Origin of the sequence: Bacteroides muris (ex Afrizal et al. 2022) (genome assembly GCF_004793475.1) — a bacterium.
In the GTDB taxonomy this organism is placed as follows: Bacteria; Bacteroidota; Bacteroidia; order Bacteroidales; family Bacteroidaceae; genus Bacteroides; species Bacteroides muris.
The window spans coordinates 1-22445 of record NZ_SRYZ01000059.1 but is presented as its reverse complement, the minus strand read 5'-3'; the positions used below and the strand labels follow the sequence as shown (position 1 = coordinate 22445).

Below are 22445 nucleotides of genomic sequence, written 5' to 3'. Positions count from 1 at the left end.
TTTACGTTTTATCTTCACCTGTCCGCTTTTCCTTGCACAGCCTATCACTTTCCATACTGCGCGCCATACCTTTGCCACCATGTCGCTGAACAACCATGTCCCCATTGAAACCATTTCAAAGATGCTGGGGCATTCCGATATTTCTACAACGCAAATCTATGCGAGGATGCTTGACCAGACCATATCGGAGGATATGGAACGTATGCGCGCCAAATTCGACACAATGCCCACCGGGATAAAGCCGCTGACGGAAGAACCGACGGATTTCGTCCCGACACCGTTGCCCAAACGTGGGCGTCCGAGAAAGATAAGATAACCGCCGTGCCATGACACAAGGGCGACAATCGGAGAAATCCGGCTGTCGCCCTTGTTGCTTGGTGGTGGTTGAATTATTATTCGTTATAACGCGGGTGGAAACTTTCTTCCAGAAGGTATGCGATTTCGGACTCAACATAGAGGCATTTGCCCCCGATTATGTAATAAGGCAGTATGCCTTGATCCCGGTAGTTCTGAACCGTCCGACGGCTGACTCTCAAAAATGCCGCGACTTCTTTATCCGTCAGAAAGCTGATGTTGCCGAGTATCGGATGATGGCTCTCCCTTATAAGGGCAATGGAATCGAACGCCTGTCGTGTCCTGTCGCGTGCCTCTATTATCCGTGGGTGGTTGCCGTTTATAATCTCGTCAGCCATTTGTGGATAATCTTTGCGTTACTCCGTGACGCTCGGCATAGCCGAGAACCTCCCGGCAAGGGAATTTCACTCCGTTGCCTTCATCCCTTACAAATCCGATCTTGCCGCTGTTGCGGATGGATTGCAGGGTTGACGGTGCTATTCTCAAAAACTCGCAGACTTCCGCGACTGAAAGCATTTCATCCGGCTTTTTACGTCGGATATGTCCGGCGAGGGATATTATCATGTCGCATAGAAGCTGATGCTCGTCAAGGATACAGTTGAACGTATCCTTCTCAATCAGTAAGACTTCCATAAATTATTGGTGGATTAAGTGGTGGACGGGATATGTGTTTGAAAAAAAGAAGGCGGGTATCCCTCCCGCCTTCTCACCACTAAATCCACAATCAAAATAAATTATGACTGCGATTCAGTGGCAAAGTTAGCGATTTTTATCGGATTATGCGCTATGGTCAAGCGGCTATTTTTCAATCACGATATAAATTATCGCTGTAATTATCGCTGTCGTGGCGGTCATTCTTTTTTGGGCGTGTAGCGCAGAATGTCGGTGACGGTATCGGAGATCCATTCGCCGAATCCCTTGACGGCTTTTCTGCCTGTTATTGTTCCGTAGGGTATCTCGTCAGCACCGTATTGCCCCACCAGTATGCTGTGGGCAAGATTGTATGGCGCGAGGTCAAGCAGCAGACGGTCGCCTTCGGGCGTGCAGGCAATAGTGCCGTCATTTATCGTGATGAAGCCTTTGCGCATAAGACCTTCGAGTGCCGTGCCGTATTCGTGTACGGTGTGGCAGTAAGGCATATCGGGGTGCGTAGTGTCTGCGGTCAGCGTCGCATATCCGGTGAGGTTGGCAAGTGTCGGAACAAAGCCGTATGAAATGGGCGATACCTCTTTGACCGGAGCCATCATCTTTTCGACTATGGTGATTGTCTGTTCTGATGTGCCGTGGTATTCGGGCTTCGGCTTTCTCACCTCCCATCGGCAGGTGAATGTCAGTCCGGCGATTTCAGCCGTCACAGTGGCATACTGTTTCTTTTCCGGCGGTATTGCCGCCGCATCCATGCGTCCTGCAATAAGTCTGTACAGGCTGCGCTCGGTCTTTGTGGCTCGTTTGGACAGTCGGCGCAACACGGTTATTCCGTTGCCGGCGTCCGGTGCGGTGACGTATGGCGATGAGATAAAGCCCTGCTCGTAGAGTTTCTCCGCTGTCCTGACGGTGAGCGACGGCATAAAGCCGAAGTTGTCGAATGCGTCCATCTGGAGAGTGAGCATCGTGTGGAGTCTGACTACCGGTGCATCTTCCTCCGTGACGGTCATCCGCGCCTTGACGGGTTCGCCGACAGGGATGGCGTCAACGATTGCGGCGCAGACCCTCTCGCTCTGCCAAGACTGATCAGAAATGAGGTGCAGCCCTCCGTAATCGAGGAAGATTCTGTACGCCTTCGGTTGGGCGTCATATTGTGCCGCCTGTTCATCCATGTCACTGAGATACTGCATGGCTACGACCTCCTTGCGTGTCAGCGGCCCGCCTTCGTAATACCAGCGTTTGAGAACTCCGGCGAAATTATATTCAAACATCATGTCCATCGCGCCTGCCACAAGACCCGATTGGGCGAGATTGTGCAGGTGACGGCCTTTCTCTCGCTTGGAGAATGAACGCCTGATAGATGAACGGGTAATGCGGGGAAGCCACATGCGGCTCGTCGGATGCCCGACTCGGAAGTGTCGGCAGATATTGAAGAAACGCGCTTGAGCGTCGGCACCCTCGTCTGAGGCGAAGACAACCTCTTTCGCGTTGCGGAACAGCGGTTTGAGTACGCGGTCACGTTTCTTGTCGGTGACGGCAATCTTGAATTTCTCCGGCACGAATGGCAGACTTCCGTTTGCGGCCTTGTCAAGACCGACAGGCTTGATGAAGCCGCGGTGAACATAGGCAACGGTGATGTCGCCGTTGGTATATACCCCGTATGCCGGGTTAAGTGTCGCCTTCAACGCATTGGCGACGGCTCTGGCTATGCGGTATTTCTCGCATACAATCAGTTGTGTCATAATTTTTGTGGGTTTAGTTGGTGAATGTTTTGAAAACACGGGGAGGCCGCGCGCACCTCCCCATGTCGTGAAGATACTTGTCAGGATATTGACAGGTTGCCGGAGGCGGGATATTTGTCGCAGTGGATTTATGGATTCAGTGGTCGGATTTATGTTCCGGCAGACGTGTCAGCGAATCGCAGTTGTTTTGACTGTGGATAACGGATGAAGTGGTGAGGCGGCTACGGCTTTGGAGTCTTGGGCTTGGGCTGGTGCTGCTTTTTCTGCTGCGCCTCGTCCTTCGGCTGTGTCTGTCCGCGCTGGAGCGGTTCATTCACGTTCTTGGTCGCCTCGTTGGTCTTGCCGTCATCGTTTACCGCCATCTGGGTTTTGCTCTCCTCGGCGATGCCCACCACCTTGTCGCGGTCGGGATATACGCGGGTGGTCTGAGGCTTGCGCTCTTTGGGATCATATTGCAGGTATATGGTACAGTCGTTGCCACTCCTGTCCTTACCCTCACCGACGAGTACCTGTTTCCCGGCGAGGTAGTCAGCCTGTTTCTGCTCGTCGAGCGGGATATGGTACCACTGAGTCAGACGCTTGGGGTTGCCGTTGGCGTCATGCCAGTTGTCTTTGAGGCTTTGCCCGGATTGTTGCTCGCCCTGTTGCCGACTCTGTTGTGCCCGCTGTGCCTCCTGCTCGTTCTGCTGACGGTACTGAGCCGAGTTGACAAAGGCGATGTCACGCTTGGAGGCGTTGTATTGCAGGTCGGCGGTGAATTTCTGTCCGTTGGGGAGTTCGACGTGCTGTTCCTTGATAAGACCGCCGCTTTTTAGTATGCCTATCTGCTGCATTGTCAGATTTATATTGGCAACCTTCTGTTTGATAAAGATTTTATCGACAGGTATGCTCTCGATTTCGTTTGTGAGGCGGTCTATGCTGACGAGGCATTTATGCACCTCTCCTGTCGCTGGGTCTTTGAGGTCAACGGCTTTGCCGAGATTGCCCGTGTTGGATAACTCCACCTTGTCCTCGGCGGTGAACGTGTAGCTCCGGAATGGCTGGTCAAGCAACGGTTCCTTCCTGACGAAATGGGGCGTGAGCGAATATGTGCCGTCGGGATTGGTGCGGAATGACAGACGTGCGTCCAGCTTTTCGCCGCTTCCGTCGGGGTCGTTGACTTTATGTAGCTCCGGCGACTTGTGATGGTAAACCATCTGCTGGAGCGCGCCGGACTTTTCAAGATCCTCCCGGCTGATGCCCCATTGTTTTTCTATCTCCGTCCAATTCACCTTGTCGGGGTCAACCGGTTTGATTTTTGCGGCGGGAGTCTTCATCTTGACGCGGTATTTTTCAAGCATCTCCCTGTTGGTTTCGGGGTCGTTAAGCATTTCCGCCATAGGCTGCCCCAGAGCCTCGTAATCGGCGGCTGACATTTTGAATATGCCGAAGGTGGTCGGGTTCTTCGCCTGACGCATGAAGTTGGCGATGAACGCCTCGATGGGGTTCTGCCCTTTGGTGAACTTGATGAGTTCGCTTAACGGGGTCGATTTTACATCGGCCATTTTTGGGGTGCCGTCGGGGTTCTGACCGACGACCGCGCCTACCTGCCCGGTTTCATTGTCGCGGGCAATCAGCACTTCTTCCTTTGGATTTTCTTCCATGAGTGAATTAAAGATTTAGCGGTGATCATTTATCGGTGTTTCCACCGGTGTTGTTATGTTTTTTCTTCATCTTGGGATAGTCCGGATGCCGGGAGCTGATGAAGTGATTGTCTATGAAATCATTGAAGGCTTCCTGTGTCACGAATGCCGCCCCGCAGGTCAGGCTTTCATAGATCTCAATTTTTCCCTCGTCACGGTATTTGCGCATTGTCTTTTTGGAGATGTGCAACCCAAAGGCCACATCATCAAGGGATATTATACGCTTACCGTGGTAAAATAATTCGGGAGGTGCGCGAATGTCGTCATTGTGAGTTCTGATGCCGGCGAGAGCCATGCCTGCAATCACAGCGGTCTTGAAATCCGCTTCGGTGGATGTTCCGTTGCCCATAATGTCATTCCGCGTCTGTGGTGCTGAACATCTCTCTGAGTGCCACGCTCAAAAATAAGAACATGAGGCAAGCGACAAACCAGTCGATATTCTCCGCATTGTCATCGCACACAGGAGCGGAACATGCTTGCTTTCCGTCGAACTTACGCTTGAATGAACGTTTTTTCTTTTTCGTGGAAGACTTCTTTACGAAGTCGGTGGCATTGGGTGGATTTTTTGTTTCCATTCGGTTGTTTTGGGTTTGGTTTGCGAGGAATAGCCCTCGGTTGAAATTATAACCGAATGGTTGAAAATTGAGGTGATCGGAGGCGTGTTAAAATCAACAATACACTAAATAGCAGCCTCTTAATTGCTTGAAATTTACAATAGTTAAATTTTTGCTTTCACGCTGGATAGTAAATAAACCTGAAGATTAAGCGTGAAATATATCCTTAAAATGAATAAATGGCAGATTAGATTAAGGCAAAAAAATAGCGTATAATATCTACGCTAACTATTGAAGGTTCTGCAATACCTATGACGATAGCTTGAATACTATACGCTATGCAGTAAGCATAGCATAAGCATCACGCCAAGCTCGTCATTAATGAATTTTGCAGATTCTCAATAGAACTTATGCGGAAGTTATGTTATCCTATAAATTTGATGCGATTGACTCTACAACCGTAGTCTTTGCTATTTTAACACTGCAAAGTTAGTGATTTTTTACGAGCTGTCAAACCTCCGGCTCGCCCTTCTTGCCGATACAGTGTTTTTTACGCTGTTCTATCAGAGCGCGTTCCGAGATTCCCAACAGCTTTGCCGCTCCTGTCCAAGAACCACTGCGACGGTAAGCCTCAATGATTTTCTCCTTGTCTTTTTGCGGCTTGCGCAGAACAAGGCTGTCATCGGCATCAGGCTCCGACTGGCTGAAATTGAGGTCGGCTGCCGATATTACATCTGTCTTTGAATGGAATGCGGCATAGAGGACGGTATCTTTCAGTTCCCTTACATTGCCGGGCCACGGATGGAGCTTCAACGCTTTGACTGCCGAGGCATCGAGCTTTTTCCTGTGCTGTTCTCTGCTGTGGGCAAAACGTGTCAGGAAATAGTCTGACAACGGCACGATGTCTTCGGTCACCTCCCGTAATGGCGGCACTGTTATGTCAATTTGCCGGAGAATATAGAACAGATTTGGGCGGAACGTCTTTTCAGACACCATACGGCGCAGTTCAGGGTCTGCGGTGCATATAACCCTCACATTCGGATGCTCGTTTTCAAGTATGTGCAGAAGCACCGATTGTTTCTCGAAGGTCAGCAACTGCACATTCTTGATGATAATTGTACCGCCGTCAGCCTTCTTGAAGTACCCTTCCATGCGGTTAAGCACTTCACTTCGCAGATTTGCAGGGTCGTGGTTGCCAACCAGAGCCGCGCCGCCGGCTTCTATGACGGTGCATGGCTTTTGTGACCGCGAACTGAGCTTGTAAATCTCTTTTGCAATCTGCTCTTTTCCTGAACCGCATTCGCCGAAGATGACGGCATTGACGTCCGTCGCGGCAATATTTCTTATTGCCCTTTCAATCCCAGCAAATGCCTCACTTTTGCGTGGTATAAGCTCGTCAGGAAGCAACAGCATTGTTTTGCCCGGTCTTGCATACCTGCCCACTGTTTCGATAAGCTGCTTGTCCATTGCCGGTCGCTGAATGATGTTGACGGCACCGCCGTCTTTCATCACATCGGCAATATCCAATGGGTTGAGATTGTCCACTATGGCGACTACGGGAAAACCGTATCCCTCAGTCTTCTGCCAGTTGATTAACTCCTGCGCTGTGCCACGGACGAATTTCATCGCCGCGACAATCACTGCTCCGGGTGGCAGTTTTGCCACCTCGTCCTTTGCCGCCTCGATAGCCTCGACTGCAATCGGATCATAGCCGGACTTGACAAGCAAGCCAACCATAAGCCGACGGTCTGATTCGGAGGCATCTACAATTAGAATTGTCTTCATCGTGTAGTAAATAATTAAGTTAAACAGATATGTAATATTTATTATTCTGTCATGTTTTCAATATTGCCAGCCATAATGAATGGGAGATTTCTTTTTATTCTATCCTTTGTCCAATCCCACCACCGAAGCGACAGTAGTTGCTCAATAATATCCGGGCTATACCGTTTGCGGATTACTTTTGCCGGTATACCGCCAACGATAGAGTAAGGAGGAACATCCTTGGTTACGACTGCTCTTGTTCCTATAATGGCACCATCTCCGATTTTTACACCGGCAAGAATAACTGCCTCAAAACCGATCCATACATCATTGCCTATCACGATGTCACCTTTGTTATCCCAAGCGGAGGCTACATTTGACTTTTCCAATTCCCAATCTTCATAAAACAGAGGAAAGGTATAGGTTGACAAAGATTTTAGGGTATGGTTGGCACAGTTAAACAGAAACTTTACACCACAGGCAATGGAACAGAACTTGCCAATTATCAGTCGCTCATGATTAATTGGGTAATGATACAGCACATTATTCTGCTCGAACTGACGAGGGTCTGAGATAAAATCATTGTAAATCGTGTAATCACCTACCTCAATCGACGGGTCTTTAACCACTGCGTTCAGATAAACGGTTTGTGTGTCACCCTTACGGGGATATATTTTATTCATCATATCCTGTTGTTTTTTGAATTGTATAATTTCAGATAAATAAAAGATTGAATACCGAGCATTATCACATATAGATATTCTACGCTCCAATAAGTTGCCAATCGGACATTGAGATTACTCAATCCCCATAAACAGAATAAATAGGCGATAGTAGTGATTACTTGAAAAAAGAATACGGTCTTAGTCGCACCGGTACCTGTCACCGCATTAAGATAAATATAACCCGGCAGTGCGAAGAAGTAATTCAGAAGCATAACCACATATGGTTGCCATGCGATTTGCTTAACAACCGGATTTTCAGTATATGCCCCGATAATTAATTGATGAAGTGACAACGCAATAATAATCAATGGGGTACCGATATAAAGCCCCAATTGGATTACCTTATGACAAAGCGGAAAAACAGCATTTCTCTCACCTGCGCCAATTGAATTGCTTACCAAAGAGCTTGTGACAGCCCCCAATGCAGTTACTATAACAGAGAATAAAGCGGAAACACTTCTTACAATATTAGATACCGCCAATTCGATTTCTCCCAATCTCTCAATAGCGATAAAAAACAAGAACCAGATGGCTACGCTTGTAAAAAACTGGAGCATACTCCAGACAGAGACAGAAAACACCTCTTTTAGTATTTTTATGTCTATACGCCAAGATAAACCATACTTGTGTTTTCTTACGCAAAGAAACATATAAGCTACCAATATCAACAATGAGCACAACTCTGCAAATGAAGAGCCGATAGCGGCTCCTGATATACCCATATCATATCTGAAAATCAAAAGCCAGTTGAGAGGAATGTTCATCAATACGGCAGTTAAAGCAGCTAAATTCAGAGGTTTTGTTTCTGTAATGCCGACTAAAAACGAGCGGATGGCAAGAAACGGGAAAGAGAAGAACAATCCTATTATACGCCAATCCAGATACTTGACAACTGCATTATAGACTTCGGGAGAGGTAATCAGATACTTTAATAGTTGTGGAGAAAAGAACTTTGATAACAGACAAAGTAATGACGCAAGTATCAGTAAGAAACACAGGCCTTGAAAAAACGTTTTTCCAGTTTCTTCGTATTTTTGTTCTCCGTTGCGTCGTGCAATTACAACTTGCAACCCTACACTGAACCCTAAGCCAAGCATATAGATTGCCAAGAACCATATTCCGGCAAGTGCGGATGCGCCAAGTTCGATTTCACCGACATGCCCCAAGAACAAGGCATCGGTTATATTTATCAGCTGTTCAATAAGAAAGCTCATCATCACAGGATATGCGATGAGCCATATTTGTTTATAGCTATAATTCACTTGTTCAAATCAATATGATAAGATACAGTAAGCCACACCACATAATGCGGTGTAACGCTGCTTAATGTAAAATGAAATTGTTAAATGGGGATATATGGCAAAGCAATAAAGGGCAGGCTTCGATAAGCCTACCTATTGCTGAATAGCATTAGTTGAGAGTGCTATTCGTTGAGCGTAGCTATATGCACAACTGCCATTTCATATTGTTGAACTGTGCTGTATTTTCGATTTGTTCCACAAAGTTAATCATTATATATGAGTTTGCAAAATAATCCCTTTTTGAATGAGTGTTATGGCGGCTACGGGAAATCCGTATCACTCAGTCTTCTGCCAGTTGATCAACTTCTGCGCTGTGCCACGGACGAATTTCATCGCCGCACCGATAACTGCGCCCAGTGGCAGTTTCTCTCTACGCTTCGCTGAGAGCGCCAAGGCGATAATGCCACATCTTCATTTACTGCCTCCATTGTCTCAGCAGCAATCGGTTCATAGCCGGACTTGACAAGCAAGGCCGCCATAAGCCGACAGTCTGATTCGGAGGCATCTACAATGAGTACCTTGTTCATAAAATTAAATTGAATTTTAATAATGTTATATTGCAGACTTGGCGGTATTTATTAGTACCGCCAAGTCTCATTGCAAAGATTTTTGATTTATGTCAAAGCAGTATATTAAATTCGATTTACATTTGGTTATCAATTGTTTTTATTACACGGCAGGGACTGCCGACTGCAACACAGTTTGAAGGGATTGAATGAGTCACGATACTTCCTGCACCTATGACAGAGTTCTCTCCAATCGTAATGCCGGGAAGTATGATTACCCCGCCACCAATCCATGCTCCATTACATATTTTTACCGGCTTGGCATAGGTATGGCATATTTCTTTACCCGGTTGCCAGTTTCTAACAATTCGTTCTTCCAGTCGAGTGGAATGAGTTGCTGTATAAATCTGTACGTTGGAAGCGATAAGTACATCATCGCCTATTTCGATAATATTATTATCTACGAAAGTACAGTTCATGTTGATTATAACACGGTTGCCACACAGAATATGTTTCCCATACTCGCAGTGGAAATCAATATCCACGCACACATTTTCGCCTATGCGTCCGAATAGTTGTTTTAGTAATTTGTATCGTTTGGCAGAATTGCCGTAATCTACGTTATTAAATTCTTTAAGGATTCGCTTGGCAGAAAGAGTCATTTCCGAAAGAACGTTATCACTCCCGTTGAAATATTCTCCGGCAAGGCATTTTTCCAATTCTGTTTTTCCCATGGTATCTAATCAAATTTTACCTGCCAATCAGGATTTTTATAAGCTTCAAAACACATGGCAATCTGTTCTTTGCTTGTCTTTTCTTCGGCAAGAACCGGTAGCTCATCCAAAGCGAAATATGCCGTTTCAGTGGTTTCTATATTAGCTGTGAATTCACCTCCGATTATCTCGCATAATACAAATACTTTACAAACGTTGTAGGCGTACGGAGGATCATTATGTTTATTTCGATCCTGAACCGCAATCAATCGGGATGCAGTCACTTCAAGACCGGCTTCTTCCTTGACCTCTTTCTGTGTGTTTGATTTTATTGTTTCCAAAGCATCCACCCAGCCGCCGGGGAGCGACCATGTGCCATTCGTTTCATGAACAAGAAGAATCTTGTCGTCATCGAATATTGCAGCACGGGTGTCGAGTTTGGGAGTCTGGAAACCGTTTTCATTGCAGAATAAGCCCTTGACTTTTTCAACTGACAGCCCTGAGTATGTACTTAAAATTTCTGCTGAAATTTCCCTTATGCGCTGAAAACGCTCTATGTCGAAACTGTCTTTACAGTATGCCAAGGCCGACTGGGCAATAAATTGAAGTTCCTTTGCCCAGTCAAGCCATTGTGTATTATTGCTGTTCAAATTCATTATGTTCGTTTTTTATCAGCAAAATTACCCTATTTTGTCGAGTCGCTTTTTGTTCTATATTAAAATCGTTCTCAGCGTAAATAATTAATTTTGCAAAATGATTGATAATTCTAACATACGAGCTGCATTTTTTGACGTTGACGGCACTCTGTTGAGATTCGACACTCATACAGTTCCTGTCTCTGCAGCCCGCTCACTGGACCAACTGAAAGGAAATGGTATCTTCATATTCATAGCTTCCGGACGTTCGGCGAACAATCTTCAGGAAATATCGGATTTACCCTATGATGGAGTAGTAGGTCTGAACGGTACTGAATGTGTACTCCGCGACGGGACCTTAGTATCACGCCATCCAATTCCTGTTTCCGCGTTCAGACGATTATTAGAAATTTCTGATGAAAAAAATATAGCAGTTTCATTAGAAACTCCCGATGGAACACATTTTGTAAATCGAATTACCCCTCGCGTTATTGAAGAGGCAGAAATGGTTGCCCATCCATTGCCTATAGTTACAAATCTAATGGATGAATTTTTACCAGATGTAACCACTCAGATATGTCTTTATACCGATAATTCTACGGAAACGGATATTTTGTCACGTATTCCGGTATTGGCATCTTCAAGATGGTGTAATGTATTTGCTGATATAAATGTTTCCGGGGTTGACAAGGGTTCAGGATTGATTGAAATGATGAAGTTTTACAATCTTGATTCCAGAACATCGATTGCTTTTGGCGACGGAGGCAATGATATTCCAATGCTTCGCGCAGCCGGAATTGGTGTGGCTATGGGTAATGCCTCTGAGAGTGTACGTAATAGCGCTGATTATGTGACTGAACGTATTGATAACGACGGAGTCGCATCAGCGCTTAAATCGTTCGAACTTATTTGAGCACAGACCTCAGAGCGAATCTTGCTCAAAGTAGGCAGAGTTGTTCCAAGATACGAAGCTATATATCCAAGATTTACCCGCTGCAGCAATTTCGGGAACTTACTGACTAATCGTACATACCTGTCTTTAACAGGCAACACAAGCCTGTTGATATGCATTTCTTGAAGCCATAGGAAATTTTCCTGTTGCAGAACTCGCATCCAGTTTGCAATGTCAATATGCTGTGTATATAGCTTATTTAGAGCATTTATCGATATGGAAAAGGCTATTGTCTCCTCCAGAGTCTCTACATATTCAAAACCTTTCTGATTTCGATATAAATCCCATGATCCGCATGTAGCATCGCCTTCTGCTGAAAACCAGGTTGTAATCTCTCTACCGTCATGGATAATAAAAGATCGAGTAATGCCTTCTTCTATAAAATATACCTGTCTGTCAAATTTACCGGCATTTATTAGTTTTGTTTTTGCCGGAAATGTATGTTGTTTGAGACAAGACACAAGAATTTGCAATGCCTCGTCAGACATCGGATAAAAACTTCTTATTCTCCTGATAATATTATCCATACGCAAAGTTACAACTTTTCTGCGAATTGGAAAGAACGATTAACAATTTATGTTGCATGGCTCCTTTATAAAAATCTCCTATACCAATATAAGATGATATGTTTTAGCAAACGCTCTGTAGAGGAGGGTAAATAGAGTCACACTCTGGCGAAAGTACCGATACAAGTGCGGTTAAGCTTCTGACATCCAGATGTCATTCCATCAAAAGGCTCCTCCGGGAAGATGCCTTTCGATGGCGCACAAGTTATATAGCTTCTTTTCCTATCATACTCTTTATGTCAAGGCGTAATACCAAGACATGGCCGAGGCACTTTGCAATCTCTTTGTCGGAGTCTATCCCCGGCGAATACTTCTCACATATCAGCAACAGTCCTTTCATTATTTCATATTGCACGGCCATTATACTGATATTGCCCTTTACAATGACACTGCGGAAGTATGATGTGAATTCCTCCGGGACTATCTTGTCTTGACCGACCACGCAGAACGAGCAACGCGAATCACCCCTGATGCAGTCGATCTTATGCCCTTTCACCGCACTGTGGAAGTAGATGTGCCCGTATCCGTCGTATGCGAAACTAACAGGCACTCCGTATGGACTGCCATCGGTATCAACAAGTGACAGCACCCCGTTGGTGGCTGTCAAAAGAATTTCCAATTCAGCATCTTCGGAAAGATACTGCTTGAAACCTCGCAACATCGCTTTTGCGTGCGTGAGTTGCTAAGATGAAGAATGTGGGGCGATACCAAGCAACGCGGCAATTTCTTTATGCGAAAGCCCATCAAGAACCGCAAGCCGAAAAACTTTGCCATAACCCTCGGGCAATTTGTCGATTATTTTGTCCAGTTCTTCCCAAGTTAATTCACGAGCGTTATCTGCGGATGTAATGGCATTATCAGCGATTGCAGTATCCGACATGGGAACAGAAATGTGGCTTGATTCATCCTTCAGGTATTGAAGTGACAAGTTTTTCATTATAGAGGTGAGCCAAGCCTCTATTTTTGCGCCATTTTTGAGAGAGCCTATTGATGTATAGGCTATCAGAAAACCATCATGGAGCACATCTTGCTCTATATCATCATTATGGATATAATATGCCACGACCTCTCGCATAGGCGCAAAATAAGTTTGATAGAGAATTCCGAAGGCTTCTCTATCTCCTAATTGGCATTGTTTGACAAGAGATACTTTGTCCATTGAATTAAATATACTAATAATAGATTAAAAAGACCCCAAAAGACTGCATCAAATAGCAAGAAAATTTTTTAGCGAGAATAATTTTATATTAGATCAAGTAGAAATATGACTATATATCAGCCAGATAGAAATTAACTTCTATCTGGCTGATATAATTCATAATCCAATCGGTCTGTATGTAGAACGCAATGGATGTACCGTTTGATATATTAGATGCGGTTCGGCTACGAGAGTAGATTTATCCTCTTGTTGGTTTGGAGATTGGGGTGTAGGGTTGTTGGCTGGTTGCTGATGACAGGCTGCGGTTGGCTTGATTTCCTCACCGTCTGCGGTTTCATCATGTTTTGGAGCCAGCTCAGCGGTGATTTTACGGTCGAGGGCGGCGAGTTCGGATTTGAGTTGCTTCAACTCGTCCTCCTTGCCCCATTTGCGCGACACGATGGCTTCAAGGGTCGGCACATCGACACGCTTTTTCTCGGCACGTTCACGGTGCTGACGGATTGTGTCGGGGAGTTTTTCAAGGGCGTTTACGAAGTTCATGCAGGCGGCATGGGTGTCTGACATTGCGAGATTGCCATTGTTGTAGGTGTATTTGTACTGACCTTCCACCACAAAGCGGTTGTGGACTGCCTCAACTCCGTCAACAATTGCTTTCTCCGAGATGATACACACCGGGAAGCCGTAGATTTCGCCGACACGGACATACTCGCCATGTGTGTTAGTGTTTTTCACCAACGCCTGAAGGTATTTGCCCATGCGTTCCTCGTCGGTAAACTGGCAGTTGTCGAGTTTCAGGGCGTTGACCGGGTTGCCCTCACTGTCGCGCTGAACCACGGCGGCATAGCGGGAGTTATCCGACTCCATCTTGCCGATAATGATTTCCAGTTTTTCAACCTCGTCGGTGATGTCACGAAGTCTGGCACGGCTGTCACCAAGACCCTTGTTGAAAGAACGGTGTTCACTCTCCATAGCGGCTATGCGCTTTTCAAGTTTAGCCTTTTCAAGAAGGTCGGTGTTGCCCGACAGGATAGCCACATACTCCGAGTAGTTCATGCCGGATTTCTCGTCAGAGCTGCCCTCGTCGATCGTGCGAAGCCCCATCGCCCCGCGTTTGAGCTGGGATATGAAGGTCTGCTTGCAGTGCAGGAGGTTGAACTTATAGGCATCGAGTGAGCGTTCAACGGCATAGATTATGACATCCACCTTGTTGTCATTGTGGAGTTTGGCAACCTCGTTGCCCTTGCGTATGGCACGTCCCTCGCGCTGTTCCAAGTCGCTGGGCCGCCACGGGCAGTCGAGATGATGGATTGCGACGGCGCGTTGCTGGGCGTTGACACCTGTTCCCAGCATTGAGGTCGAACCGAACAGAACTCTTACGTTTCCGGCGTTCATGTCGGCAATCATACGGTCTTTCGCCCGCTGTGTGCCGCACTCCTGTATGAAGCGTATCTCGCTTGCGGGTATGCCGTGGTCTTCAACAAGTTTTCGTTTAATCTCGGCATACACGCTCCACTCGCCCGGCTTGTAAGTACCTAAATCGCTGAAAACAAACTGCGTGCCTTTGTATTCGTCGAAACGTCGATAGTATTCGGCGATTTTGGCGGCGCAGATACTCGCCTTGTTGCCGGGGTTGTCGCCATATTCCGGGTCAATCATGCGCATATCAAGCGACATCTTGCGGGCATAGTCGGTGGCTATGAGCATACGCGCCTTGTCCTCGCTGTCCGAAAGAGGCAGTCTGCCCAGCACTGTGGCGTCGCCGGTCTGGGCGAACACCATCAGCTTTTTGATAAATTCCTCCTGCTCCGGCGTGGGCGGGATATTGCACATGATTTCGTTCTTCTCCGGACGGTCAACACCCACATCCTCCGCGGTCTTGTAGTCGGTGATCTCGTTATAGAAGGCTGCGAGTTCCGGCACCTTGATGAAATACCTGAAACGCTCTTTGGCGGCTATCGTATTGGTTACGGTAAACTCGAAGTCGGTAGTCTTCTTTGCGAAAATCGCCGCCCATGCGTCGAAGCAGTTTATCTGCTGCGATTCCAGAGCATTGGGGCGCAGATATTTGAACAACAGATACAGCTCCGTCAGAGAGTTGGAGATTGTAGTGCCGGACAGGAATGTAGCACCGAGGTCTTTACCCGTGCGCTCCTGTATGGTGCGTATGGCATAAAGGAGGTTAAGGGCGCGGTTGATCCCTTCGGAATTGCCGAGTCCGGCCACACGGTCGTGACGGGTGTTGAAGGTCAGGTTCTTAAAATAGTGGCTCTCGTCAATAAAGATATGGTCGATGCCCATGCTCTTGAAGTCAAGCACCTCGTCCTTCTCCTTTTCCATCTTGTAGCGTATGGTTTCAAGTCGCTTTTCGAGAGTCGCCTTCCGTTTTTGAAGTCCTTTGAGCATACCTACGGAGATGTCCTTTCCCTGCTCCTTGAGAACATTGAGGTTTTCCTCCACCGTGTCAAGCTCCGCCTGCATTATTTCCTCCTGCAAATCGCGCGACTGCGGGATTTTGCCGAACTGGTCATGCGACATTATTATGCAGTCGTAGTCGTTATTCTGCATATTCCGCAGGAATTTCACACGGTTGGCGGTGGAGAAAGTCTTTTCATCGGCAAAAAGTATGCGGGCGTCGGGATACGCCGTGCGATAGGTTTCGGCTATGGCGGCGACATTGGCTTTAAGCCCGATAATCATCGGCTTGTGGGCAAGACCAAGACGCTTCATTTCGTGTGCTGCTATGCACATTATCAAGGTTTTACCCGTGCCGACCTCGTGATCCGCGATACCCCCGCCGTTCTGCAATAGCATCCATATACAGTCCTTTTGGGATTGGTATATTGACCTGACATCCAGCCTTTCGCCAAGCAGCTTCATGTTTATGCCGGGGAATGTCTGGTGGGAGCCGTCATAGCGCGGTCTGACGAAGCAGTTGAAGCGTCGGTTGTAGAGGTCAACGAGCCGTTCCTTGAACTCGTCGCTCTGACTGTCGAGCCACTCTGTAAAGCCGTCACGGATCTCGTCAATCTTTGTATTGGCAAGCTGTATCGCCTCCGGGTCGGGAACAAGAATGTCCTTTCCGTTCGCGTCCTTGCCTATTGATTTTTTGATGTTAGGGGTGGTGTTGTGCAGGGCGTGGCGCAAGAGCGACATTCCGTTGTAATGCCTGAACTTACCCTCTACGCAGTATTCGTGTGTTATTTTGGCTGTATCATCGGTATTTGTCACCGAGAAAGTATCCATCGCCGAGGAATATGCAATCTTCACTTCGGTGCCGTAGAGATATGACATGTATTCGGCATAGATGCCGGCGGGTATCCAACGCTCGCCGAAGTTGAAGTCCAGCTCCTCGTAACGTATCCTTTCGGGAAATGCGTCCTTCAAGGCTTTGAGCGATGCCGCCACACGCGGGTCTGTGTCACCTGTGTCGGCAATCCATTGTTCAATAAGCTCAGCCTTTGTCACCACATTTCCGGCGATGAAGCGGTCGGAGATTTCGTACTCACCTATGAGCGGGTTGAAATATATCCGTCCGTCAAGACTCTCTATAATCTGCGCCTCGTCCATGCCGACAAGAGAACACATATAGGGAAAATCCACCTTGCCGAACCTGTTGAGCGAGGCGGACAGAGCCTCCATAGGAGTGCCGACGGATGTAACCTCGTCAACGGCAAACGATACCGGACGGTCGAAGATGTCAGCCTTTACGAACAGCCCGTTGTCGCCACGTTCAAGGGCGAGAGCGTCACACCCGTTGGAGTCCATTTTTATGAACTTCACATTCTCACGCTCGTTGAGATGCCCGAATTTCTCCACGAACTCATCATAATACTGGTTGAGATGTTCGCGCAGTTCGGCACTTGCCTCGTGCGTTTCCGCCTCGTAATGGTAGAGCTGCTGATATGTTTCCGACAGGGTAATATACAGCATGGCGCGTTTCTCCTGCTCCGGCTTGAGCTGGAGCGGTGTGAAGGTGGCTCCCATGCGGCTGACCTGCGAGAGAAAGCCGACCTGACCTCTGTCGCATACCATTGAACCCTCCTTGTGGAAAAACTGCATATCTTCCGAGAACGGACGGGGCGACATATCCGGCTCTCTGTTTACATCCTCAATCGGGATAATGGTGCGCTTTTTGACACCAGTAGGCACACCGGGAATGAAGTCGCCCTCGGTTATTTCTATATATGGAGTATCGGGAATATTATCTTTATCCTGATTTTTTGCAGCTTCCATGCGTTGCCGCTCCGCTTCCTGCTCCATGAGCTGACGGTGGGCAATCTCCATCATAGTGGTGTAAAACCCGTTTATCGGCGGATTGTCATCCCAGTTGAGAGAACCGTAAAATTTCAGTTCTTCTTCGGTGAGCGGGCGGAAGTCGGTCTTGGAAGTTTCAACATTGGCTGCTTTCGCTTTTGGTGATGCGGTAGCCGCTTTGACATCAACCGATTTAGCCGGTTGATCAGGCTTTTGTTTCTGCTCCTTCTGTACCACCTGACGCTTGCTGCGGCGTTTCTTTGCGCCGGGTATCTCCACCAGCTCGCCGAAAAGATTATACATCATAATTTTCGGGTCGTAGCTTTCGTGGCTGTCATTCACCGGCACGGTATTGCCCGATGTTTCTATTTCATCGGCTCTCTGCGAAATTACCTGTGCAGGTGTTGCCGTTACCTCCACCGCCTCGACGTCCTCAATGTCAGGCTGCGGCTTTTCTTCCTTCTCCACCTTATTATATATAGGTGCTGATACCGTGTGTGCCTTTTGCTGTTTACCGTGATACAGGTCAAGGTTGAGGTGTAGTCCGAACTCCGCATAGAGAACCTTGCGCATATCATCGCCGATTGCTACAACACCGCCGTCATGGATATATACCAATGCCGGTTTTCCGTATGGATCGGTGTCCTCTTTCACTCCCGTGCAGATAATATGCGTTGGATTTTCTATGAAATAACGGTTGTTGGGTATGCCGCTGTCCTGCGCTACTGTTGACTGTATAAAAAGTTTCTCGTCCGGGGTGAAGCCTGTTTTGCCGGAGTGCTTCTGCAATATGATAAGGTCGCTGCCCACCTCGGTGTTGGCACTGTCGATGAATGTATTGTTTGGCAGGCGCAAAGCGGTAACGAGGTCGGCACGCTTCATCAGCTCCATTCTGACAAACGGGCTTTTGCCGTTCATCACTCCCTGCGATGTTATGAAAGCGACAATGCCGCCCTCACGAACCGCGTCAAGACCTTTGAGGAAGAAATAATTATGTATAGCCGACACCGATTTTCGGTAAGCAATGTTGTCACTGGTGGCATACACCGGATCAGGCACAGCGATATCACCGAACGGGATATTCGATGCCGCGACATCAAAATAATTCTCGTGATCGGTGTCCAGTTTCTCGAAGCCCTCAATATGAACGTCGGTCTGCGGGTACAGCTTGGACAGTATCAGCCCGGTCAATGTGTCCTTCTCGAACGCGATCCTCTCGCCACGTGGATTTACCCATGTGAAAGCGTCCACAAAGGCACCGCTCCCCGCGCTGGGGTCGAGGAAGCGTCGAGGTTCCACTCCCGCCTGTTGCAGAGTCTGGGATATGGCTTCAACAACGTGCTTAGGGGTATAGAAGGCGGTAAGCACGGACGCTTTCAGAGAGTCCATGTAACGCTTAAACTCCCGGTCATTATTTGAATAGTCGTGAATTATGCGCCGAAGTTCTACTGTCGGGGCAAACAGATCACGGTCGGATTTCGTCCACTTGGCTGCGTCGGCAAGCTCGTTGGCGTCATTGAGGATACATTTCAGTCCTCCGAATCCGGCATACTTGGATAATATCTCCCATTCCGAGTCATCCGGCGGTCTGCGCTCAACGCTCAGGGCGAAGGCTGTGCGTATCGCCTCGATGTTGTCACGCATTTTTTGCATACGGTTATAAGCCATTGTCCACGCAGAATTGAGTGATACGGCCTATCAGTATGTCGCGCTTTTCGTCAAGCTCCTCACGGTCTATGCCTACCTGAGTGCGGTCAAAACCGTCAAAGAGGTTCGGCACGTTGTCAATGACCCAGCGCGCCCAATAGTGGGCGGCAGGCTCGTAATCCACGTTGAGGGTATCGCCGAAATATTCAAGCAGAATATCGGCAACGATGTCAAACTCCGATTCGCCTATGTTGGTGAACAACACAGATAGAGCCAGTTCCTCCGCCTCCGGCACACTTGCCCCGTTGCGCCGTGCTTCCTGGTATGTGTCAAGGGCGCGGTCGGAGTTGGCGACAATCTGCGGATGGTCGGTGGCTATGTCGAAATTGTTTTGCGACAGGTATCTTAGCAGATACAGACGGTAATAATCGAGGTCGTAATAACCTCCTGTAAATTGTAACATTGGATTGTGGATTAAGTGGTGGTTGTTTTCTATTGTTGCGGGAAAAGGTGACTGAGTTCCGGGTCTGCCATGATACGCTGTTTCTCGTCGGATATTATCTGTATCACGTCGGCTTTCACCTGTTCATAGTTGCGTTGGATTATCGCCTTCATGCGCGACTTGTCGGGAGTGTCGTCGTGGAAGTCTGTGAGTATCGGAATAGGCTTGTAGCGGTCTGTCTCCACTTTTACCTTCGCGCTGTCAATCACTATCTCGGCATGAAATATCTTCTGATCTATGCGCTCATCGATATTGTCACAGACTGCCCCGACGAACATTCCCTGCGTGAGAGTGGAAATCTTGCTCGGAGGTATGAGGCTGTCCATCTGCGTGTTGAAAGAGTGACTCACGTCCTGACGGTTGATTGAGATTGACTGCCGCTTCTGGAGAACCTTGCCGAAACGCTCGGAGAGTGTCTTGGCGGTTTCTCCGACGACCTGCCCGGAGAAAATGTTGCCGACGGTGTTCATCACCACGGCCGCCTCCTTGTCGCCGTAGTCGCGTTTGAGCTGCGAGAAATCCTGAAAGCCGAGGCACACTGCAACCTTGTTGCTTCGGGCGGTGGCAATAAGCTGGTCAAGCCCCTTGAAATATATCGTCGGAAGTTCATCAATCAGCACACCACTTTTCAGCATACCTTTTTTGTTGATAATTTTGACGATACGGGAATTATACAGACCCAGTGCCGCGCCATAGATATTCTGGCGGTCGGGATTGTTGCCGACACACAGTATCTTCGGCTCTTTCGGATTGTTAATGTCGAGAGTGAAATCATCGCCGGTCATAACCCAGTATAACTGAGGCGAAATCATACGCGAAAGCGGGATTTTTGCCGATGCGATTTGCCCCATCAACTGCTCAGCTGCGCCTCCCTGCCATGCATCCATGAAGGGCGAAAGGTAGTTTTCCAGTTCCGGGTAGCTGGTAAGAATGGGAAATAAATCCTCGTATCTTCTATTCAGAAGTTCTATGGCATGTGGGAAGGTGCAATATTTTCCACCCTTGTAAACGCGGAGATACCATATTATGGCTGCGAACAGTACAATCGGTGACTCCACAAAGAAATCGCCCTGCTTGCTCACCCACGACTTATTGAGGTTGAGCATTATAGTGTATGCGCTTTCGTATGCGTCGGCGATATCGCTCATGAAATCGGGGTGAATAGGATTACAACGGTGGCTCCGCTCAGGATCATCGAAATTTATCATATAGAATTTCGGCTTGACCTTGCCATAGCACTCCTTGTGATTGAGCAGATGATTGTAGGCTATCATACTCAAATCGGGACTCTTGAAGTCATAGATATAGCCGCTGTAACCTTTCTCTATCATCTGTTTGATAAAGGAATTTATGACGGCATACGACTTGCCCGAACCGGGAGTACCCAACACGATGGTGGCACGAAACGGGTTGACGACGTTTATCCATCCCTTGTGCCATTTCTTCTGATAGTAGAATCTGGTCGGCAGATTTATGGAGTATTGATTATCCATAAGTTTTGTTTCCTGCATGAAGCTCTCGTTCTCGTCGTTAAAGCGGTCGTCCATCATATTGTTTTTCAGCATACGACCGGCCCATATTCCGCCCATCAGCAGGCAGATGTAGCCGGCCGCGGTAGTGCCGATGTAGAGATACGGGTAACCGAGTGGCAACATCCACCAGTTCATTAGGAACAGGATAATGCCTGTGCCGAGGGCAATGCCTATGTGCCGCCATGTTATATTCTCATTTTTCACGCCTCTGGTGCCGAAACATGACAGCCCAAGCAGGAGCAAGGCGAAAATTTTTGAGTTGAAAGTGTTGTTGAAAAGCCCGCAGGTGCGGTTAAAGTTGGCGCAGATCTTGTCAACGGTTGAAATGAACCAGCCACTGTCGGTGGCTTCCACGCGGGTGAACCAGTATAGGTTGGCGACAACCAACACTATACTGACCGCCCGCAGGAAGTCCATAATCTTTGCCAACGCTCTGAGGTCGTCCTCTTGTTGGCTCATAATTGTAATTTTAGAAAAGTGAATTGTTAGAATTTCGGGCGACGCCCTTTCTTCTTTTTGCGCTGCATACGTCGGCGGAATTCCTCCTCATCGGGATTGAACGACTGCCCCTGCTGGAACAGATCAAGCCCCGGAATTGGCAGGTCGTAGTCGCCGAAGTCGGAAACGGATTGGGTGCCGGTTGATTGAGATTGCCCGCCTGTGGATTGTTGCTGACCGCCCGAAGATTGAGTATCCTGTGCCGTGTCGGTCTGCGATTGATAATTAGAACCGGTGTCGTCGGGTGTCGGCTCTATCGGCGGAACAACAATAGGTGTCGCAACATCGGGGGTATTGGTAGGTGCATTTGCCGGATTGTTGAACCGCTCGTTGAGCGCGTTTGCCGAAAACTCCTTGCCCAACCGGGAACCGTTCAATACCGTCATGGTGTTGTGGTCGATGAAAGTAACACCATATATGCGTCCTTCCTCTGTGTAACGGAGAACTACATCAATGTTTCGCTCTTTCAGCTTGGCGATGAAATCAGCCTTATCGATAGAGTGAGCAATCACATCAGTAACTTTGCGCTTGGTCGGTGCAACCTCAATCTTTTCCTTCGAGCGTTCAAACCTGCCGTCAATAGCAGTGCGACTTGCGAACTTGCCGAGGCGTGATGCCTTGAAAGGCGTTGCGATGGTCATGCCGCTGTCATCGGTGGTGAAATAGACAAGACCGTGATACTCGCGCCCGTTCACTTTGCCGTCGGTAGGCTCA

The 22445-nt window shown here is 47.8% G+C and carries 19 protein-coding genes and 1 pseudogene; 2 read left to right on the top strand and 18 right to left on the bottom strand.

Annotated elements, in window-relative coordinates; translation table 11 throughout:
- Positions 1-316 (top strand): tyrosine-type recombinase/integrase (locus E5355_RS16950; RefSeq protein WP_168354371.1); only part of this gene is annotated, 316 nt, incomplete at its 5' end.
- A gap of 76 nt (positions 317-392) precedes the next feature.
- Here the strand turns inward: E5355_RS16950 and E5355_RS16945 are convergent.
- The 11 genes from E5355_RS16945 to E5355_RS16895 form a co-directional block, all read right to left on the bottom strand.
- Complete coding sequence (locus E5355_RS16945; RefSeq protein ID WP_136011244.1) at positions 393-692, bottom strand: helix-turn-helix domain-containing protein; 300 nt, start codon at positions 690-692, stop codon at positions 393-395.
- A complete protein-coding gene (locus E5355_RS16940; protein ID WP_136011243.1) occupies positions 685-987 on the bottom strand; it encodes a helix-turn-helix domain-containing protein in 303 nt (100 codons plus the stop codon). The genes E5355_RS16945 and E5355_RS16940 overlap by 8 nt, the downstream gene beginning before the upstream one ends.
- A gap of 218 nt (positions 988-1205) precedes the next feature.
- Positions 1206-2387 (bottom strand): hypothetical protein, encoded by a 1182-nt coding sequence (locus tag E5355_RS16935; RefSeq protein WP_136011242.1) that lies wholly within the window; start codon positions 2385-2387, stop codon positions 1206-1208.
- A gap of 575 nt (positions 2388-2962) precedes the next feature.
- On the bottom strand, positions 2963-4384 hold the full coding sequence (locus tag E5355_RS16930; RefSeq protein WP_136011241.1) for a DUF4099 domain-containing protein: 1422 nt from the start codon (positions 4382-4384) through the stop codon (positions 2963-2965).
- A 25-nt stretch (positions 4385-4409) separates the two neighbouring features.
- Positions 4410-4772 (bottom strand): hypothetical protein, encoded by a 363-nt coding sequence (locus E5355_RS16925; RefSeq protein ID WP_123618588.1) that lies wholly within the window; start codon positions 4770-4772, stop codon positions 4410-4412.
- A gap of 4 nt (positions 4773-4776) precedes the next feature.
- Complete coding sequence (locus E5355_RS16920; RefSeq protein WP_136011240.1) at positions 4777-4998, bottom strand: hypothetical protein; 222 nt, start codon at positions 4996-4998, stop codon at positions 4777-4779.
- 489 nt (positions 4999-5487) lie between these two features.
- The gene (locus tag E5355_RS16915; protein WP_136011239.1) at positions 5488-6762 is read right to left on the bottom strand and encodes a sigma-54-dependent transcriptional regulator; all 1275 of its coding nucleotides are present in this window, start codon (positions 6760-6762) and stop codon (positions 5488-5490) included.
- A 41-nt stretch (positions 6763-6803) separates the two neighbouring features.
- The gene (locus tag E5355_RS16910; RefSeq protein WP_135993864.1) at positions 6804-7427 is read right to left on the bottom strand and encodes a CatB-related O-acetyltransferase; all 624 of its coding nucleotides are present in this window, start codon (positions 7425-7427) and stop codon (positions 6804-6806) included.
- Positions 7424-8728 (bottom strand): MATE family efflux transporter, encoded by a 1305-nt coding sequence (locus E5355_RS16905; RefSeq protein WP_246866984.1) that lies wholly within the window; start codon positions 8726-8728, stop codon positions 7424-7426. Before E5355_RS16905 ends, E5355_RS16910 begins: the two co-directional genes overlap by 4 nt.
- A 682-nt stretch (positions 8729-9410) precedes the next feature.
- Positions 9411-10007, bottom strand: coding sequence for a sugar O-acetyltransferase (locus E5355_RS16900; RefSeq protein ID WP_136011238.1), 597 nt, complete (start codon positions 10005-10007; stop codon positions 9411-9413).
- A 5-nt stretch (positions 10008-10012) separates the two neighbouring features.
- Complete coding sequence (locus E5355_RS16895; protein ID WP_136011237.1) at positions 10013-10642, bottom strand: NUDIX hydrolase N-terminal domain-containing protein; 630 nt, start codon at positions 10640-10642, stop codon at positions 10013-10015.
- A gap of 97 nt (positions 10643-10739) precedes the next feature.
- On the opposite strand from E5355_RS16895, the gene E5355_RS16890 reads away from it, so the two are divergent.
- The gene (locus E5355_RS16890) at positions 10740-11534 is read left to right on the top strand and encodes a Cof-type HAD-IIB family hydrolase (RefSeq protein ID WP_136011236.1); all 795 of its coding nucleotides are present in this window, start codon (positions 10740-10742) and stop codon (positions 11532-11534) included.
- Here E5355_RS16890 and E5355_RS16885 read toward each other — a convergent pair.
- The 7 genes and pseudogenes from E5355_RS16885 to E5355_RS19565 form a co-directional block, all read right to left on the bottom strand.
- Positions 11468-12100 carry a Crp/Fnr family transcriptional regulator gene (locus tag E5355_RS16885; protein ID WP_136011235.1) on the bottom strand — a complete coding sequence of 211 codons (633 nt, stop codon included), beginning with the start codon at positions 12098-12100 and terminating at the stop codon, positions 11468-11470. The genes E5355_RS16890 and E5355_RS16885 overlap by 67 nt on opposite strands.
- Before the next feature lie 244 nt (positions 12101-12344).
- The gene (locus tag E5355_RS16880; RefSeq protein ID WP_136011234.1) at positions 12345-12800 is read right to left on the bottom strand and encodes a pyridoxamine 5'-phosphate oxidase family protein; all 456 of its coding nucleotides are present in this window, start codon (positions 12798-12800) and stop codon (positions 12345-12347) included.
- A 21-nt stretch (positions 12801-12821) separates the two neighbouring features.
- Entirely contained in the window at positions 12822-13298 is a 477-nt protein-coding gene (locus E5355_RS16875; RefSeq protein WP_136011233.1) for an RNA polymerase sigma factor, read from the bottom strand.
- A 156-nt stretch (positions 13299-13454) separates the two neighbouring features.
- Positions 13455-19220 carry a helicase-related protein gene (locus E5355_RS16870; RefSeq protein WP_136011232.1) on the bottom strand — a complete coding sequence of 1922 codons (5766 nt, stop codon included), beginning with the start codon at positions 19218-19220 and terminating at the stop codon, positions 13455-13457.
- The gene (locus E5355_RS16865; protein ID WP_136011231.1) at positions 19210-19662 is read right to left on the bottom strand and encodes a DUF1896 family protein; all 453 of its coding nucleotides are present in this window, start codon (positions 19660-19662) and stop codon (positions 19210-19212) included. Before E5355_RS16865 ends, E5355_RS16870 begins: the two co-directional genes overlap by 11 nt.
- 29 nt (positions 19663-19691) lie before the next feature.
- Positions 19692-21692, bottom strand: coding sequence for a conjugal transfer protein MobC (mobC, locus tag E5355_RS16860; RefSeq protein WP_136011230.1), 2001 nt, complete (start codon positions 21690-21692; stop codon positions 19692-19694).
- 26 nt (positions 21693-21718) lie between these two features.
- Positions 21719-22445, bottom strand: a pseudogene (locus E5355_RS19565) (hypothetical protein); the annotation flags it as partial.

Coding starts and splice junctions, on each gene's coding strand:
- E5355_RS16885 (WP_136011235.1), bottom strand. CDS start 12,100: ATGGATAATATTATCAGGAGAATAAGAAGTTTTTATCCGATGTCTGAC.
- E5355_RS16890 (WP_136011236.1), top strand. CDS start 10,740: ATGATTGATAATTCTAACATACGAGCTGCATTTTTTGACGTTGACGGC.
- E5355_RS16900 (WP_136011238.1), bottom strand. CDS start 10,007: ATGGGAAAAACAGAATTGGAAAAATGCCTTGCCGGAGAATATTTCAAC.
- E5355_RS16925 (WP_123618588.1), bottom strand. CDS start 4,772: ATGGGCAACGGAACATCCACCGAAGCGGATTTCAAGACCGCTGTGATT.
- E5355_RS16865 (WP_136011231.1), bottom strand. CDS start 19,662: ATGTTACAATTTACAGGAGGTTATTACGACCTCGATTATTACCGTCTG.
- E5355_RS16945 (WP_136011244.1), bottom strand. CDS start 692: ATGGCTGACGAGATTATAAACGGCAACCACCCACGGATAATAGAGGCA.
- E5355_RS16895 (WP_136011237.1), bottom strand. CDS start 10,642: ATGAATTTGAACAGCAATAATACACAATGGCTTGACTGGGCAAAGGAA.
- E5355_RS16920 (WP_136011240.1), bottom strand. CDS start 4,998: ATGGAAACAAAAAATCCACCCAATGCCACCGACTTCGTAAAGAAGTCT.
- E5355_RS16880 (WP_136011234.1), bottom strand. CDS start 12,800: ATGTTGCGAGGTTTCAAGCAGTATCTTTCCGAAGATGCTGAATTGGAA.
- E5355_RS16935 (WP_136011242.1), bottom strand. CDS start 2,387: ATGTGGCTTCCCCGCATTACCCGTTCATCTATCAGGCGTTCATTCTCC.
- E5355_RS16940 (WP_136011243.1), bottom strand. CDS start 987: ATGGAAGTCTTACTGATTGAGAAGGATACGTTCAACTGTATCCTTGAC.
- E5355_RS16915 (WP_136011239.1), bottom strand. CDS start 6,762: ATGAAGACAATTCTAATTGTAGATGCCTCCGAATCAGACCGTCGGCTT.
- E5355_RS16930 (WP_136011241.1), bottom strand. CDS start 4,384: ATGGAAGAAAATCCAAAGGAAGAAGTGCTGATTGCCCGCGACAATGAA.
- E5355_RS16910 (WP_135993864.1), bottom strand. CDS start 7,427: ATGATGAATAAAATATATCCCCGTAAGGGTGACACACAAACCGTTTAT.
- E5355_RS16875 (WP_136011233.1), bottom strand. CDS start 13,298: ATGGACAAAGTATCTCTTGTCAAACAATGCCAATTAGGAGATAGAGAA.
- E5355_RS16870 (WP_136011232.1), bottom strand. CDS start 19,220: ATGGCTTATAACCGTATGCAAAAAATGCGTGACAACATCGAGGCGATA.
- mobC (WP_136011230.1), bottom strand. CDS start 21,692: ATGAGCCAACAAGAGGACGACCTCAGAGCGTTGGCAAAGATTATGGAC.